At 65.2% G+C, this 17024-nt stretch carries 10 protein-coding genes; 4 read left to right on the plus strand and 6 right to left on the minus strand.

What is annotated here, in order from left to right:
* Positions 1 to 58: 58 nt before the first annotated feature.
* Complete coding sequence (locus tag BC1002_RS05605) at positions 59 to 1750, minus strand: putative bifunctional diguanylate cyclase/phosphodiesterase (RefSeq protein ID WP_375791792.1); 1692 nt, start codon at positions 1748 to 1750, stop codon at positions 59 to 61.
* Between the two features lie 476 nt (positions 1751 to 2226).
* On the opposite strand from BC1002_RS05605, the gene BC1002_RS05610 reads away from it, so the two are divergent.
* The 3 genes from BC1002_RS05610 (at position 2227) to BC1002_RS05620 (ending at position 4793) form a co-directional block, all read left to right on the plus strand.
* Positions 2227 to 3528, plus strand: coding sequence for an EAL and HDOD domain-containing protein (locus tag BC1002_RS05610; RefSeq protein WP_013089101.1), 1302 nt, complete (start codon positions 2227 to 2229; stop codon positions 3526 to 3528).
* Between the two features lie 171 nt (positions 3529 to 3699).
* Positions 3700 to 4263: a peroxiredoxin gene (locus BC1002_RS05615; protein WP_041734603.1), complete on the plus strand. Its 564-nt coding sequence runs from the start codon at positions 3700 to 3702 to the stop codon at positions 4261 to 4263.
* Positions 4264 to 4328: 65 nt separating this feature from the next.
* The gene (locus tag BC1002_RS05620) at positions 4329 to 4793 is read left to right on the plus strand and encodes a hypothetical protein (protein ID WP_013089103.1); all 465 of its coding nucleotides are present in this window, start codon (positions 4329 to 4331) and stop codon (positions 4791 to 4793) included.
* Between the two features lie 17 nt (positions 4794 to 4810).
* On the opposite strand, the gene BC1002_RS05625 is transcribed toward BC1002_RS05620, so the two are convergent.
* The 5 genes from BC1002_RS05625 to BC1002_RS05645 form a co-directional block, all read right to left on the minus strand.
* Positions 4811 to 8143, minus strand: coding sequence for an efflux RND transporter permease subunit (locus BC1002_RS05625; protein WP_013089104.1), 3333 nt, complete (start codon positions 8141 to 8143; stop codon positions 4811 to 4813).
* Positions 8144 to 8146: 3 nt separating this feature from the next.
* On the minus strand, positions 8147 to 11281 hold the full coding sequence (locus tag BC1002_RS05630) for an MdtB/MuxB family multidrug efflux RND transporter permease subunit (protein WP_013089105.1): 3135 nt from the start codon (positions 11279 to 11281) through the stop codon (positions 8147 to 8149).
* A gap of 23 nt (positions 11282 to 11304) precedes the next feature.
* A complete protein-coding gene (locus tag BC1002_RS05635) occupies positions 11305 to 12684 on the minus strand; it encodes an MdtA/MuxA family multidrug efflux RND transporter periplasmic adaptor subunit (protein ID WP_013089106.1) in 1380 nt (459 codons plus the stop codon).
* Positions 12685 to 13117: 433 nt separating this feature from the next.
* Positions 13118 to 13963 carry an IclR family transcriptional regulator gene (locus BC1002_RS05640; RefSeq protein ID WP_013089107.1) on the minus strand — a complete coding sequence of 282 codons (846 nt, stop codon included), beginning with the start codon at positions 13961 to 13963 and terminating at the stop codon, positions 13118 to 13120.
* A gap of 851 nt (positions 13964 to 14814) precedes the next feature.
* Positions 14815 to 15981, minus strand: a complete 1167-nt coding sequence (locus BC1002_RS05645; protein ID WP_013089108.1) for an MFS transporter — start codon at positions 15979 to 15981, stop codon at positions 14815 to 14817.
* Positions 15982 to 16335: 354 nt separating this feature from the next.
* Here BC1002_RS05645 and BC1002_RS05650 point away from each other — a divergent pair, with 354 nt between their 5' ends.
* On the plus strand, positions 16336 to 17004 hold the full coding sequence (locus BC1002_RS05650) for a response regulator transcription factor (RefSeq protein WP_013089109.1): 669 nt from the start codon (positions 16336 to 16338) through the stop codon (positions 17002 to 17004).
* Positions 17005 to 17024 lie beyond the last annotated feature (20 nt).

Here is a 17024-nt window from a genome sequence, read left to right on the forward strand (position 1 = left end):
CCATGCCGGTCGTGAGCCGGCTTGTTCCGCTGCCTGGGCGTCGTGCGTGCATCGCCCGTTACGCGCCGTGCAGCTGAAGCTCGCGCGTTTCGAAGCGCTGCGCGAGTTCTTCGGACGGCAACGCCTTGCAGACGAGCCAGCCCTGAATGTGATCGCAGCCCATCTCGGTGAGCAGGGTGCGCTGCGCTTCCGTTTCGACGCCCTCGGCAACCAGTTCGAGGTCGAGCGTCTGCGCAAGGCCGACCACAGCGCTAACGATTGCCTGATCGTTTCGCGAGGTTAGCAGATTCTCGACGAAACTCCGGTCGATCTTCAACTTAGCGAGCGGAAAGCGCTGCAGGTACGCGAGGCTCGAATAGCCGGTGCCGAAGTCGTCGACGGCGAAGCGGATGCCCATCGCCGTCAGGTCTTCGAGCAAGCCCTTCGCGTGCGCCGGGTCGTGCATCAGCAGACTTTCGGTGATCTCGAACACGAGCCGGCGCGGATCGATGCCGGTCAGCTCGATCGCCTCGCGCACCGAGTCCTTGAAGCGCGGATCGCGAAACTGCTGCGGCGACACGTTGACGGCCACGTACTGCAGCGGGATGCCCTTCGCGTCCCACTGGATCAGCTGCATGCACGCGACCTTCATCACCCAGTTGCCGAGGAAGTTGATCAGCCCGATCGACTCCGCGAGCGGAATGAACATCGACGGCGGCACGAGGCCATGCACCGGATGCGTCCAGCGGATCAACGCCTCGACACCGACCACGCCCCGCGTGCGGCTGCTCGTGATCGGCTGGAAGTGTAGCGAAAACTCGCCGTTGCGTACGCCGTCGTAGAGGTCGGCCTCGAGCTTCAGACGCTCGGCGTCGGCCGGGTTGTCGTCCGGCACGTAGAACGCGAGCGTGTTGCCGCCCGCGGCCTTCGCCTGCAACAGCGCGTGGTCGGCCCAGCGCAGCAGGTGGGTATCGTGGCCGCCGGTGTCGTTGGCATGGCGCACGTCCGGGTACAGCGCGATACCGATGCTGGCCGACAGATGGACCTGCTGACCCTTGAACACGTACGGCTGCTGGATCGCGGTCAATAGACGCCGCGCCAGCGCTTCGGCGGCGGCCGCCGCGTCGGTGCGGCTCGCGGCAGGCTTCACGAGGATCGCGAACTCGTCGCTGGCGATCCGCGCGATCGTTTCGTTCGGGCTCGTCATGTTCAACAGACGCCGCGACGTGTCGCGCAGCATCTCGTCGCCGGCGTCGTAGCCGAGCGCGCGGTTCACCCGCTGATAGTCGTCGAGATCGAGCAGCAGCAGCGCGACCGGCGTGCCGTGCGCGTCGGCCTTCTGTTGTGCGTCGAGCAGCGCGTGCACCAGACCCGACTGGTTCGGCAGACTGGTCAGCCGGTCCAGATGCAGCGCCTGGGTCAGCCGCTCTTCGGTGGCGCGCCACGACGACACGTCGAAGCCGGCGATCGCGTAGCCGTCGACGCCGTCGTGGCTGCTGCGCACGACCCGCAGCTCGACCGTGATCGGATAGGTCAGCGACTTGACGAGCCCGAGCGTCGCTTTCTCGACGTTGCCCGAGGCCGCCGCCTGCTTGAGCAGTGCATCGAGGCGCGGCACGTCGGCGGGGGCGACCAGATCGTGCAGCGTCGCGGTTTTCAGGTATTCGCGGTGATAGCCGATAAAGCGCAGGCTCGCGTCGGACACGTAGATGAAGCGCAGCGCATCGTCGACGTGGGCGAGCAGGTCGACCGCGCCGACCACCTGTTCCAGTGGGGGCGGGCGGTTCGCGCTGCTCGGCCGATCGTCGTCCTCGCGCCGGCCGAACGTCCGCAGCCGGTCGATGACCGTGCGCAAGGAGCCCCGGCGGGGCGCGGTGATCGTGTTCGCTTCCATGTTCGTCGCTGGCAACCTGGGTTCGTCCGCGGGCGGGGCTGCTTGTCCGCCGGTCCGGGCGGCCGGGAGATAGCAGGCCGCCCCATCAGAACGAGATAACGACGCAAGCGGGGAAATCTTTAGCGGCGCGAGGAGAAAAACATCTGGTAATGCCTCGGCCGGTGCCGTCGCCGGGATGATTCGGTTAAAGTGACGCCGCTTCGCGGCCGTTAATACGGCGAATCTCCCTTAATTTGGCGGCGCTGAGGCGTCGCGCTGCGTAGACTTTCCGAACCTTGCACCGATGATCCATCTTCGAACGCTCCGTCATCAGGTCCGCCAGCGCCCCACGGCCCGTCCCGCGGGACGTCGAGGTGCGTGATGTCGCCGCCGGCGCGTCGGCCGGCTATCCTGAGCGCGGGCACCCGGACGCGGTCCCCCAGTACGTCTACGTCGGCCGCCAGCCGATTCTGGATCGCGATGGGGCGCTTCACGCCTACGAGCTGCTGTTCCGTGCCGGAACGTACAACTACGCCGAAATCAGCGACGACGCGCAGGCCACCGCGCAGGTGGTCGCGCGCACGATCGGGGGAATCGGCGTGCCGGCCGTGCTCGGTCAGCATCGCGGCTTCGTCAATATCGACCGCGGGCTGCTCTTTAGCGACATCGTTCATCTGATGCCGCCCGAGCGCTTCGTGCTCGAAATCCTCGAAACCGTGCGTTACGACGCTTCGCTCGCGCGTCGGCTCGACGAGCTGCATTGCGCCGGCTTTCAGGTCGCGCTCGACGACGTGCACGACCTGACCGACGAGCTGAGGGCGATGCTGCCGTACGCCGACATCGTCAAGATCGACTTCCTGCAAACGCCGCGCCGCAAGGTCGCCGAGCTCGCGTCGGCGTTGCGCGGCTACGGCAAGACCCTGCTCGCCGAGAAGGTCGAAACGCGCGAGGACTTCGCGCTCGCGCACGAGCTCGGCTTCGATCTGTTCCAGGGCTACTTCTTCGCGCGGCCGCAGGTGCTGGCCGCGCCGCGCAACCGCTCGCTGCGCCCGGGCCTGCTGCGGCTGCTCGCGCTGCTGTCGCGCGACGCCGGCATCGTCGAGCTCGAGGCGGAGCTGAAGGTCAATCCGGGCGTGGTCGTACAACTGCTGCGGCTCGTCAATTCGAGCGCGTTCGGCCTCGGGCGCAACATCGCGTCGCTGCGCGAGGCGATCATCGCTACCGGCACGCGGCAGATCGCGCGCTGGGCGCAACTGCTGCTGTACGCGGACACCGGCGACCTGCCGTGGCGCGCCGATCCGCTCGTGCAACTGGCCGCGACGCGCTCGCGCTTCATGGAGCTTGCCGCGAACTGGCTGCGTCCGGCCGACGGCGAATTCGCCGATGCCGCGTTCATGACCGGGATTTTTTCGCTGGTGCACATCGTGCTCGACAGCACCCCGGACGCGGTGCTCGAAAAGCTCGGCCTCGCGCCGCAGATCCGCGAGGCGATCGTCGCGCGCAAGGGCGAACTGGGCGCGCTGCTGCTGATCGCCGAGGTCGCGGGCGAGGGCGGCGACGCGGCGCCGGTCGCGACGGCGGCGGGCTTCCACGCGCTGACGCCCGACGTGCTATCGCAGCTGAATCTGTCGGCGGCGGCGTGGTTCGGCGCGCACGTGGCGGAGACGGACGCTTGATGCGCCGGGCTCGCGCGCCGCACCCTTTCGATTTGCCTGTGTTCCGGGCGCCGACCGACGCCGCGTGCGCATCCGTGGTCCAATAGAACGTTCAGCGACGGCCTGTAACGCTGGCCGGAGCTGTCTTCGATGGACGGGATCAACTGCGTGCGCTCACGCATGGAGGAGCAGATGAAGACAAGACACATACCGGCGGTATTGGCCGCCGTCATGGCGTTCGGATTCGCAATGCATTCGCCGCTTGCCTCGGCAACCCTGAAGCCCGGCGATACGGCGCCGCCGTTCACCGCCGAGGCCTCGCTCGGCGGCAAGACCTACACGTATTCGCTGGCCGATCAACTGAAGAAGGGGCCGGTCGTGCTGTACTTTTATCCGGCCGCGTTCACGAAGGGCTGTACGATCGAGGCGCACGAGTTCGCCGATGCGGTCGACGAATACAAAAAGTACGGTGCGACGGTGATCGGCGTGTCGCACGACAACATCGATACGCTGACGAAGTTCTCGGTCAGCGAATGCCGCAGCAAATTCCCGGTCGCGGCGGACGCCGACGCGAAGGTGATCAACGCATACGACGCGGCCTTGCCGATGAAGGCCGGCATGGCGAATCGCGTGTCGTACGTGATCTCGCCCGAAGGCAAGATCATCTACGAGTACACGAGCCTGCAGCCCGACAAGCATGTCGAGAACACGCTGAACGCGCTCAAGGAGTGGGCGGCCGCGCATAAGGGGCAGTGAAAGGTCGCACGCGGCATCGCCTGTTGCTCGTGTCAGGCTAAAACCATTTACCGGATGAGCTTGCGATGCCGATTCTCGTTGCGTTGATTGCGCTGGTCGCGCTGGGGTACGGCGCGGTACGCGCCTTCGATGCGCTGCAGGCCAGTTTCGGGCTGGCGGTGGCGGAAAGCGTGGCGGTACTGGTTGCGTTGCTGATTGCGGGTGCGCTCGCGTACTGGCGGCAGCGGCGCCGCGAAGTCGCGCCGAACGTGCGCGACGGCGACTGGACGCACGAGCTGAAGGGCAGTTGGGGTTCGGTGCGGCTCGCGGCGGCCAAGCGGCTCTGCGAGATTCGCGTCGGCGACGAGCAGGGTGCGTATATCTTCGCGGATCTTCTCGGCGCCGAAGCACAGGGCCGCGACGCACAGGCGCGGCTCGCCGTGAAGGTCAAGGACACACGGCGCGGCGAGTGGCTCGTGCCGATGTCGAACGAGCGGGTGGCGCGCCGATGGCAGCGGATCTTCTCGCTGGCCATCGAGCAGAAGCTGTGAGCGCCACCTCCACTGCATCATGACGACGTCGGCGCCGCGCCACCCGTGCGGCGTGCCTTTCTCGCCTCCCAGCGCACGCGGATGCGATCCATATACAGATAGACGACCGGCGTCGTATAGAGCGTCAGCATCTGGCTGACGATCAGGCCGCCAACGATCGAAATACCGAGCGGCGCGCGCATCTCCGCGCCTTCGCCGCTGCCGAACGCGAGCGGCAACGCGCCGAGCATGGCTGCGAAGGTGGTCATCATGATCGGCCGGAAGCGCAGCAGACAGGCCTGGTAGATCGCGTCGCGCGACGACAGCCCCTTGCGCGACGCGTCGATCGCGAAGTCCACCATCATGATCGCGTTCTTCTTCACGATGCCGATCAGCAGGATCACGCCGATCAGCGCGATGATGCTGAACTCGGTGTTGAACAGCAGCAGCGCGAGCAGCGCGCCGACGCCCGCGGACGGCAGCGTCGACAGGATCGTCAGCGGGTGGATGTAGCTCTCGTACAGGATGCCGAGCACGATATACACCGCCGCGAGCGCGGCGAGGATCAGGATCGGCTGATCGGACATCGACTGCTGGAACGCCTGCGCGGTGCCCTGAAAGCTGCCGTGGATCGTGGCGGGCATGCCGATTTCGGCCATCGTGTCGTAGATCACCTGCGTGGCGGTGGACAGCGACACGCCCGGCGGCAGGTTGAACGAGATCGTCGAGGCGACGAACTGGCTCTGGTGATTGACCGACAGCGGCGTGGTGCCCGGCCCGAAGCTGGCGATCGCCGACAGCGGCACCATCGTTTCCTTCGCGGTCGACACCGGCGAGCCCGACGACGCGCTCGACTTGCCGCTCGCCGCGATCGAGTTGATCGCCTGGTTGCGCGCCGAGTCGGCCGCGATGCTGGCCGCGCTGGTCGCTGCGGTGCCGCCGGTTGCCGCGCCGCCCGCGGCACCGCTCGTCGTGGCCGCCGTGCCGGTCGCCCTGGACGTCACGGTGCCGGCCGGCGCGTTGGTGGTCTGCGCGCCGCTCGCGCTGCCGCCCGAGGTGCTGACGTAAATCTGGCTCAGTATCTCCGGGCTCTGCCAGTAGCGCGGCGCGACTTCCATCACGACGTGATACTGGTTCAGCGGGTTGTAGATCGTCGACACCTGGCGCTGGCCGAACGCGTCGTACAGCGTGTTGTCGATCTGCGCGGGCTTGATGCCGAGGCGCGCAGCGGTGGCGCGGTCGATCGTCACCATCGCTTCGAGACCGCCTTGCTGCTGGTCGGAGTTCACGTCCGCGAGCTCCTTGCGCGCCTGCAGCGCCTCGGTGAGCTTCGGCCCCCACTTGTACAGATCGGGCGTCGAGTCGGCGAGCAGCGTGAACTGATACTGCGCGTTCGATTGCCGGCCGCCGACGCGGATGTCCTGCACCGCCTGCAGGAAGGTGCGCGCGCCGGCCACGTCGCCGAGCGGCGCGCGCAGTTGCTGGATCACCTGGTCGGCGGACAGCTTGCGTTCGCTCTTCGGCTTCAGCGACAGGAACATGAAGCCCGAATTGGTCTGCCGGCCGCCGGTGAAGCCGACCACGCTGTCGACCGCCGGGTTCTTGCTGACGATGTCCATCATCTGCGAGAACTTGCCCTTCATCGCCTGGAACGACGTGCTCTGGTCGGCCTGGATGCCGCCGATCATGCGCCCGGTGTCCTGCTGCGGGAAGAAACCTTTCGGCACGATGATGTACAGCGCGACGTTCAGCCCGATGGTCAGCAGCAGCACGAAGAGGATCAGCCGCGGATGCCGCAGCGCCCAGCCGAGCGTGCGCTCGTAGCCGCGCTGCATCGACGCGAAGCCGCGTTCGAGCCAGCGGCCGAAGCGGCTTTCCTGTTTTTTCTCGTGCGGCTCGCGCAGCAGCCGCGAGCACATCATCGGCGTGAGCGTCAGCGAGACGACCAGCGACACCGCGATCGCGAGCGACAGCGTCAGCGCGAACTCGCGGAACAGCCGCCCGACGATGCCGCCCATCAGCAGGATCGGCAGAAACACGGCGACGAGCGAGATGCTGATCGACATCACCGTGAAGCCGACCTCGCGCGCGCCGAGGAACGCGGCCTTCATGCGCGGCACGCCGTCCTCGATGTGGCGCGAGATGTTTTCGAGTACGACGATCGCGTCGTCGACGACGAAGCCGGTTGCGATGGTCAACGCCATCAGCGACAGGTTGTCGAGCGAGAAGCCCATCAGGTACATCGCGCCGAACGTGCCGATGATCGAGATCGGCACGGCCACGCTCGGAATCAGCGTCGCGCGCCAGTTGCGCAGGAACAGGAACACGACCATCACGACCAGCGCGACCGCGATCACGAGCGTGCGCTGGGTGTCCTTCAGCGACGCGCGGATCGTCGTCGAGCGGTCCGAGGTCGGCGAGATTTCGACGTCGGCGGGCAGCGACGCGTGCAGCTGCGGCAGCATCGCCTTCACGCGGTCGACGGTCTCGATGATGTTGGCGCCCGGCTGCCGGTACAGGATCACGAGCACCGCGTGCTTGCCGTTGAAGAGGCCGAGGTTGCGCAGGTCCTCGACCGAATCGACGACCTCGCCCATGTCGGAGAGTTTGACCGGCGCGCCGTTGCGATAGGCGATGACGAGATCCTTGTACTGCGACGCCTTGGTGGCCTGGTCGTTGGTGTACAGCTGCACGCGGTTCTCGCCGAACTCGATCGCCCCTTTCGGGCTGTTCGCGTTGGCCGAGGCGAGCGCCGCGCGCACGTCCTCGAGGCCGATGCCGTAATGCGACAGCGCGTGCGGCAGCAGCTCGACGCGCACCGCCGGATTCGCCGAGCCGCTCACGTCCACTTCGCCGACCCCCTGAACCTGCGACAACGACTGCTGCAGCACCGTGGCGGCCGAATCGTAGAGCTGGCCGGGCGTGCGCGTGCTCGACGTCAGCGCGAGAATCAGGATCGGCGCGTCGGCCGGGTTGACCTTGTGGTAGGTCGGGTTGCTGCGCAGGCTCGCGGGGAGGTCGGCGCGCGCCGCGTTGATTGCCGCCTGCACGTCGCGCGCGGCGCCGTTGATGTCGCGGTTCAGGCCGAACTGCATCGTGATGCGGGTCGAGCCGACCGAGCTTTGCGACGTCATCTCGGTGACGTCGGCGATCGAGCCGAGGTGCCGCTCTAGCGGACTCGCGACGCTGGTCGCGACGGTCTCCGGGCTCGCGCCCGGCAGCGTCGCCTGTACCGAGATGGTCGGGAAGTCGACCTGCGGCAACGGAGCCACCGGCAGCTTGGTGAACGCGAATACTCCCGACAGCGCGATGCCGATCGCCAGCAGCGTGGTGGCGACCGGACGGGAAATAAACGGACGCGACAGGTTCATCGCTCAGTTCCCTGCATCGGTGGCGGGCGGCGTGGCGCTGCCGGACGAATCGCCACGGTTAAAGCGCTCGCGCAGCCGGCGGCCGAGCGAATCGAACGCGAGATAGATCACCGGCGTCGTGAACAGCGTCAGCAGCTGGCTCACGATCAGGCCGCCGGCGATCGCGATACCGAGCGGCCGGCGCAGCTCCGAGCCCGCGCCGGTGCCGAGCATCAGCGGCAGCGCGCCGAGCAGCGCGGCGAGCGTGGTCATCAGGATCGGCCGGAAACGCAGCAGACACGCCTGGTAGATCGCCTCGCGCGGCGGCTTGCCTTCCTCGCGCTCGGCGTAGAGCGCGAAGTCGATCATCATGATCGCGTTCTTCTTTACGATACCGATCAAAAGCACGATGCCGATGATGCCGATGATGTCGAGATCGTGGCCGGTGATCAGTAGCGCGAGCAGCGCGCCGACGCCGGCCGACGGAAGAGTGGACAGGATCGTGATCGGATGGATGAAGCTCTCGTACAGCACGCCGAGCACGATGTACATCGTGACGATCGCCGCGAGGATCAGGAACAGCTCGTTCGCGAGCGACGCCTGGAACGCGAGCGCCGCGCCCTGGAAGCGCGTCTGGAACGACTCGGGCAGGCCGATGTCCTTTTCGGCCTGTTCGATCGCCCTCACGGCCGCGCCGAGCGACGATCCCGGCGCAAGGTTGAACGACACCGTGGTGGCCGGGAACTGGCTCAGGTGCGTGACCAGCAGCGGCGCGGGTCGCTCGATGAACCTCGCGATCGACGACAGCGGCACCTGGCCGCCCGCCGCCGTGGAAGACGGCAGGTAGATCGAGTTCAGCGACGTGGTGTAGTGCTGCATCGTCGGCTGCGCTTCGAGAATCACGCGGTACTGGTTCGACTGCGTGAAGATCGTCGAAATGATGCGCTGGCCGAACGCGTCGTACAGCGCGCTGTCGATCGTGGCCGGCGTGATGCCGAAGCGCGCGGCGGTCGCGCGGTCGATCTCGATGAACACCGAGCGGCCGTTGTCCTGCAGATCGGTTGCGACGTCGGCGAGTTCGGGCGACTGCTTCAGGCGCTCGACCAGCTTCGGCACCCACGTGGTGAATTCGCCGATGTTCGGATCGGTCAGCATGAACTGATACTGCGTCGGGCTGACCGTCGAATCGATCGTCAGGTCCTGCACCGGCTGCATGTACAGCGACGCGCCCGGAATATGCGCGACGTCCTTCTGCAACTGGCGGATCACTTCGCTCGCGGTGTTGCTGCGGTCGTCGCGCGGCTTCAGATTGATCAGCATGCGGCCGCTGTTCAGCGTGATGTTGCTGCCGTCCACACCGATGAACGAGGTCAGGCTTTCGACGTCCGGGTGCTTCAGGATCTGGTCGGCGAGCGCCTGCTGGCGCTCGGCCATCGACGCGAACGACACCGACTGCGGCATCTGTGTGATCGCCTGGATCACGCCGGTGTCCTGCACCGGGAAGAAGCCCTTCGGTATGAACACGTACAGCAGCCCGGTCAGCACCAGCGTGAGGACAGCTACGACCAGCGTGGAGCGCTGACGGTTCAGCACCCACGTGAGCGCGACCGCGTAGCGCGCGATCACCCAGTCTATGAAGCGGTGCGCCTTCGCCTCGAAACGGTGACTGTCGTGCGGCGGCGTGTGGCGCAACAGCTTCGCGCACATCATCGGCACGAGCGTCAGCGACACGACCGCCGAGATGACGATCGTCACCGCGAGCGTGATTGCGAATTCATGGAACAGGCGGCCGACCACGTCGCCCATGAAGAGCAGCGGAATCAGCACCGCGATCAGCGAGACCGTCAGCGAAATGATCGTGAAGCCGATCTGCTTCGAGCCCTTCAGCGCGGCTTCGAGCGCCGAGTCGCCTTCCTCGACGTAGCGCGCGATGTTCTCGATCATCACGATCGCGTCGTCGACGACGAAGCCGGTCGCGATGGTCAGCGCCATCAGCGATAAATTGTCGAGCGAGAAGCCGCACAGGTACATCACCGCGAGCGTGCCGATCAGCGACAGCGGCACCGACAGGCTCGGAATGATCGTCGCATAGATGTTGGCGAGGAACAGGTACATCACCAGCACGACCAGCACGACCGACATGGCCAGTTCGAACTGCACATCGCGCACCGACGCGCGGATCGTGGTGGTGCGATCGGTGACGACCTCGACCTCGAGCGCGGCGGGCAGCGACTGCTGCAAGCGCGGCAGCAGCGCCTTGATGCTGTCGACCACCTGGATCACGTTCGCACCCGGCTGGCGCTGCACGTTCAGGATGATCGCGGGCGTGTCGTTAACCCACGCGCCGAGCTTCGTGTTCTCCGGACCCGGCACGATGCTCGCGACGTCGGTCAGCATCACGGGGCGGCCGCTCTTGTATGCGACCACGGCGCTCTTGTACTCGTCGGCGTCGGTCAGCTGGTCATTCGAATTGATCGTGTAGTTGCGCGTCGGGCCGTCGAAATTGCCCTTCGGCGTGTTGACGTTCAGGTTCGAGATCGTGGTGCGCAGATCATCGAGATTCAGCCCGTACGCGGCGAGCGCGCGCGGGTTCGCCTGAATGCGGATCGCCGGGCGCTGGCCGCCCGACAGGCTCACGAGACCCACCCCCGCGACCTGCGAGATCTTCTGCGCGAGACGCGTGTCGGCGAGATCCTGAACCTGCGTGAGAGGCAGCGTTTTCGACGTGATCGCGAGCGTGATGATCGGCGCGTCGGCCGGGTTGACCTTAGCGTAGATCGGCGGCGCGGGCAGGTCGGACGGCAGCAGGTTGCCCGCCGCGTTGATCGCCGCCTGGACTTCCTGCTCGGCGATGTCGAGCGGCAGGTCGAGGCTGAACTGCAGCGTGATGATCGACGAGCCGGCCGAGCTTTGCGACGACATCTGGTTCAGCGACGGCATCTGCCCGAACTGCCTCTCGAGCGGCGCCGTCACGGACGACGTCATCACGTCCGGGCTCGCGCCCGGATAGAAAGTCTGCACCTGGATCGTCGGATAGTCGACCTCGGGCAGCGCGGACAGCGGCAGAAAGCGCAGCGCGACGAGGCCGACCAGCATGATCGCCGCCATCAGCAGCGCGGTGCCGACGGGACGCAGAATAAAAGCGCGGGATGGATTCATGCGGTAAGTGCCGTGCCTTTACTTTATTGCGATGCTTGCGACGCGCGCCGGCCGCGACGCTCGTGCGCGCCCGAGGCGGCCGCCGGAGCGCTCGCGCCCTGCGCGCCGGACGCGCCACGCGGCCGTTCGGCCGGGATCGTGATCTTCGAGCCTTCGCGCAGCCGGTCCGAACCGTCGATCACGACGCGTTCGCCGACCGCGAGACCCGACTGGATGCTGGTACGCTCGCCATCGACCGGGCCGACCTTGACCTGGCGCACGGTGACCGTGTTGTCGGGCTTCACGATGTACACGAAGGTACCCTGCGAGCCGTTGAGCACCGCCGAGGTCGGCACGATCACCGCGTCCTTGATCGTATCGACGAGCAGACGCGTATTGACGAACTGGTTCGGGAACAGGCCGTTGTCCTTGTTCTCGAAGATCGCGCGCAGCTTGATCGTACCGGTGGTGGTGTCGATCTGGTTGTCCATCGTCTTCAGCGAGCCGACTTCGAGCGGATGCGTGTTGCTGCGGTCGTACGCGGTGGCCGACAGCGACTCGCCGTTGCGCGTGTGCTGGATGATCTGCTGCAGATTGTCTTCGGAGGTCGTAAACAACACGCTGATCGGATCGAGCTGCGTAATCACGACGATGCCGTTGGCGAGGCCCGAGGTCACGTAGTTGCCCGGGTCGACCTGACGCAGACCGACACGTCCCGACACCGGCGCGGTAATGCGCGCGTACACGAGGTCGAGCTTGAAGCTGTCGACGTTCGCCTGGTCGGCCTTCACCGTGCCTTCGTATTGCCGCACCAGCGACGCCTGCGTGTCGACCTGCTGACTCGCGATCGAGTCTTGCGCGAGCAGCGTCTGATAACGCTTCAGATCGAGACGGGCGGTGGCGAGCAGCGCCTGGTCGCGCACCAGCGTGCCCTCGGCGTTGCGCAACGAAATCTCATACGGACGCGGGTCGATCTGGGCCAGCACGTCGCCCTTCTTGACCATCTGGCCTTCCTTGAAATAGACGTCCTGCAGCACGCCGCTCAGCTGTGGCAGCACCGTGACGGTGGCAAGCGGCGTGACCGTGCCGAGCGCGGTCAGCACGACCGGCATCTCGCCCTGCGTCGCGGCGGCGACGTGAACGGGCTGCGGCATGTTGGCCATTGCGTTCGGACCGCCGCGGCCCAAGCGACCACTGCGCGCGCCGCTCGCGGCACCCGGCGCGCTCGCGCCGCTGCCGGGGCTGCCCCACGGATGCCAGCGCCACAGTACGACGCCGAGCACGACCAGCGCCGCGACGATCAGCGCGACAGTGCGGCCGCGGTGGCGTTTCACCGCGCCGGGCGCGCTCGATTGCGCGCCGCTCGCGGACGGTTGGGAAGCGGCAGGGCGTTGGGTTTCCGGGTGCTTTTGTTGTTCGTCCATCGGTTCGGTCAGGTGGCTGGCTTTGTGATGTGAGCCGCCGATGCGCTCGCCGCCGTTCGAAAGACGGCGGGCCGGGATATGGGCGGCATGTCAGGCGGTCGTGGCGGCGCGCGCCGCGCAATATTTAGCGCGATGCTATCCGAGGCGCGGGACAGAGATGTTAACGCAATGCGGAATCATCACGGATCGGCGAGGCCGCTTCGACGGCGCTCGCGGCTCGCGGCGCGGTCCCGCGACGGGATGCGTGATCGTACGTTGCGGCGTCTGTAACAGTCCAGCCGCGTATTTTTCGGTTAATTACCAGGGTTACAGGCTGTTGGCGAATTGTAGGGTAGAGGTGGGCGCGATGCCTTCGTCGCTGCACAGACCGCAGGCGGCCGGCGCCGCGTTCGGCCTGCGCGGGCGCCGATTGGCGCCCGTTGCCGCCGCCGGGCTATTCGTCGAGCCGGCGCCCCGGCGTGCCGCCGATCTCCAGCACGATCTTGTCGATGCATTCGAGCAGCGCGGGTGCGGCGTCCGAGATCAGCCAGTCGCGCGGACACTGATCGGCCGAGCCGCCGCAATTGACCGCGTAGCGCTCACCCGACGGCCCGACGAAGCCGAGCGCGATCGCGTTCAGCCCGTTGTACCACTCGCCGGTCGCAATGGCGAAGCCGCGCTCGAGCGTGTCCTGGATCGCGCTGGCGAGACGGCTGCCGATGTAGCCCCAATCGTCGCCTTCGGCCGTCTGCAGACCGATGAGCAGACGGTCGCGATCCGGTTGCGCGAGCGCGGCGAGATACGCCCGGCCGACCGCGGTGCGCGTCAAGCTCATGCGCGAGCCGATCTCGAGTCGCGATACGAGCACCGCCGAACGCGGCCGGATCGCGTCGATGACGACCATGTCGTAGCGGTCGCGCACCGCCAGATGCACGGACAACGCGGTGCGTTCCGCGAGTTCGATCAGGAATGGCCGCGCGCGCGAGCGGATGTCGAAGTTGCGCAGAAAGCCGTTGCTCAGTTCGAGCACCGACGAGGTCAGCACGAAGCGCTCGCTTTCGGGCAGTCGCAGCAGGAAACCGGCGCCGACGAGCGTCGCGGTGATGCGCGACACGGTGGGCTTCGGAATCCCGGTCAATTCGGCGAGTTCGCGATTGCTGAGTGGTGCGTGCGCGGCGGCGACGGCACGCAATACGGTCAGCCCGCGCGCGAGCGCGGTGACTTCATCGCCCGGGCCGTCTCGGTCTTTGCTGGCGGGGACCTTGGCGGTGACGGTCTGGCTGGGTGTGGATCGGTTCATGCGTTTTTTTGGAACAGTATTTCAAATTGCTCGCTCGTTAACCTGTTGACGACCGCCCGCGCGAGGCGGGGACATCTCCAAACCGGGGCATCCATTCATATTCGTTTAGAAAAATCATTGTATCGGAAGAATTTGCCGATCGATCAGCGACTATATCTTTTTGCTTGACTTAGTCAGCATAACCATAAAAAATGGAACCCCATTTCGAAAGCCGTTTTTATCCGCTGCATTTTGGTGCGCGCGAGCGGAAGAATCCCGAAATCCAGGATCGATTGCCCTCCAATGCGCTTGCGCCTTTCGAATACCTTCTCTCAGGTTCTAGCACGGCCCTCGGAATGGCTAGAACTTTTTAAGGCGTCACGGCAACGTGACGCCTTTTTTTTGGGTCATCGCTCAGTACACAACAGCTGAAGCCTGAATTTTCAATGGCACGGTGGTCGTCGTGGTATCCCTCGGGTTCACTCGAACAAAGGCTATCAGCGCACGCAAACTCCAGTTGTCAGAAATTTCCGCCCACGGACAGTTCGAGGAACGTCGCAAAAATCGGCGCTCCATAAAAGCATTAAGTCGCTCAAGTCGCTTCATCTGAACGGTTAAATCCTGCCAAACCATGAGCGGCGTTGAAGTAGCCGTCAATGCGGTTTTGCAGCTTCCGTTATTGCAGGCGTGGAATCCCTTTTATCTGTCATTCAACATTCCGTCGTGGTCGTTGTCGACGCTGTCCTTTTTCTATGGTTGTTTCCGGCGCTCGCGCCACGCCTGCTGTCGATGCGCTTCAAGTGGGCGATGCTGATGGCGATGTGGCGAAAACGGCGCACCGGCGCGTTACCACCGAAGATCACGCGCGGCGCTCACGAGCTGAATTGTGCGGCAAGGCTTCGCCTGTCGCGGAGCACGGATAGCACGAGCGCCGTCATGCCGCACATCGCGATCAGCGCGGTCAACGCGTTCTTTCCAGCGTGCACGAGCACCCAGCCGCCGACGGCTGGAAAGCCGAACGCACCGGCCGAGTAAGCGACGATGAACCATGTCAGCGCGGCGTGACGATGGAGGGCGTCGGAATCGTTGACAGCCTGTTCCTGGATCACGGGGTAGGCGAGGCCGTAGCCGGTTCCGAACAGCACGGCGCTGGTCGGGTGAAAGAGCGTGTGATACGGAACGGCGAACATTGCGACAATGCCAAGCAGCATCAACATGAGCACGAGTTTCGTCGTGATTTCACGCCGCGAACTGATCACGAGCCGTCCGAGCAGCCAGCGCGCGAGAATGACCGTCACGGTATAGAAGCTGAAGAACGTACCGGCGTGCGAGCCAGTTCCCTGAACGAGCGACATCTGGAACGTCAATAAGCCGGAGAAAACGCAGGCGCACAAGCCAATCATCGCGATCGAATAAACCGCGCGCGTGCGGAGTATGGCGCCGGAATTGAGTGCCCACGGCTTTTGCGTGTGCGTTGCGGGATTCGGCGACAGCCGTGCGAACACTTCCAGCATCAACGATCCAACCATGCACAGCCCCGCGACGACGAGCAGCACGCTCGTCACGGTCCAGTGCAGCGAGCGGATCGCGAACGCGGCTAGCGCGGGACAGGTGCCGATGCCCACCATTTGTATCGTGCCGAACCGCATGAACCACGAGCCACGATCGGTATTCGTGGTTCGTTCGGCCAGTGCCATGGGTGCGGCGAGACTGAAGGAACCCCAGCCGAAACCGACCAGGAACCCGGGGACGAAACCGATCGCATGCTCTGGCGCGATTACCGTGAAAGCCGCGACACCTGCGCCCAGGCATAGCGCCGCGAACGCGGACAATCGCGCCGCGCCGACGCGCGGCGCGAACCAGTCGACCAGCGGAAAGCTCACGAACGTGCCGATCACCGCTTGCGCCAACGCAATGCCGGTATTCAGGTCGGTTCCGCCGGCGGAGCGGAAATGCATCGACAGCAGAAACGTCGCGCCATAACCGCTGGCGGCGAGCAGCGTGCCGAGCAGAACGAAAAGAGCATGGAATGGTTGCATGCGTCGAACTCTATTGATCGACAAGGGCAGACATATTAATCCGCCAGCCGGCGCTCAGACGGTCCCGAGCGACTAACTCATACCAAGGTATTAGCTCACCATCCGAAAAATCAGTAAGCCCTGGACATTCCGATTCAGGCCGCTCGACGCGAATTCCAATACCAAAGTACTAGAGCCTCTTCATTACGCCCCATGTAAGCTTCAGGCTTGACGTGACAGGGATGACCGCATCCCGGCCGGCAACCGGGCGGCTATTCCCTGCAACTGTCGAGTCAGGTATTGAAGTCCAACTGATATCGAGGGTGTCTGCGATGGCCCCATTCGCAGACCGTATCGTCGTAGAAGACTATCGTGATGCTAAATACTGAGACCGCGTGGTCCGCTACCACCGCAGCCAACAGAACCGCGGGCATCGTCTATGTCGTAGACGACGACGATTCGGTACGCGAAGCGCTAACGGGTCTGCTGCGCTCGATCGACCTGGAAGTCGACGCCTTCCGCTCCGCTGAAGAGTTCCTCGCGGCGCCCAAAGGCCCGGGGCCAGCGTGCCTCGTGCTGGACGTGCGCTTGCGTGGCCAAAGCGGATTGGCGTTGCAGAAGTCGCTATTGACGCAGCAACGCGCTCCGATGCCCGTTGTCTTCATGACGGGATATGGCGATATCGCCATGACGGTCGAGGCGATGAAAGCGGGGGCGCTGGACTTTCTCACCAAGCCGTTCCGCGATCAGGACATGATCGACGCGGTGGTCACGGCATTGCAGCGCGACGCACAACGCCTCGAAGCGGATAGCTCGCTGTTCGAGGCTCGCGAACGGTGGGGCGCGCTGACGCCTCGCGAGCGGGAGGTGCTGGTCAACGTCGCGTCCGGTCTGATGAACAAGCAGATCGCTTCCAGAATGCGGATCGCCGAGGTGACGGTCAAGATTCATCGGGGCCAGGCAATGCGCAAAATGAATGTGCGCTCCGTTGCCGACCTCGTGCGTAAAACCGTTGCGCTTGGCGTTGGTCCATCCGGGCAGTAAAGGCGGGTGCGAATGACGCC

Origin of the sequence: Paraburkholderia atlantica, assembly GCF_000092885.1 — a bacterium.
In the GTDB taxonomy this organism is placed as follows: Bacteria; Pseudomonadota; Gammaproteobacteria; order Burkholderiales; family Burkholderiaceae; genus Paraburkholderia; species Paraburkholderia atlantica.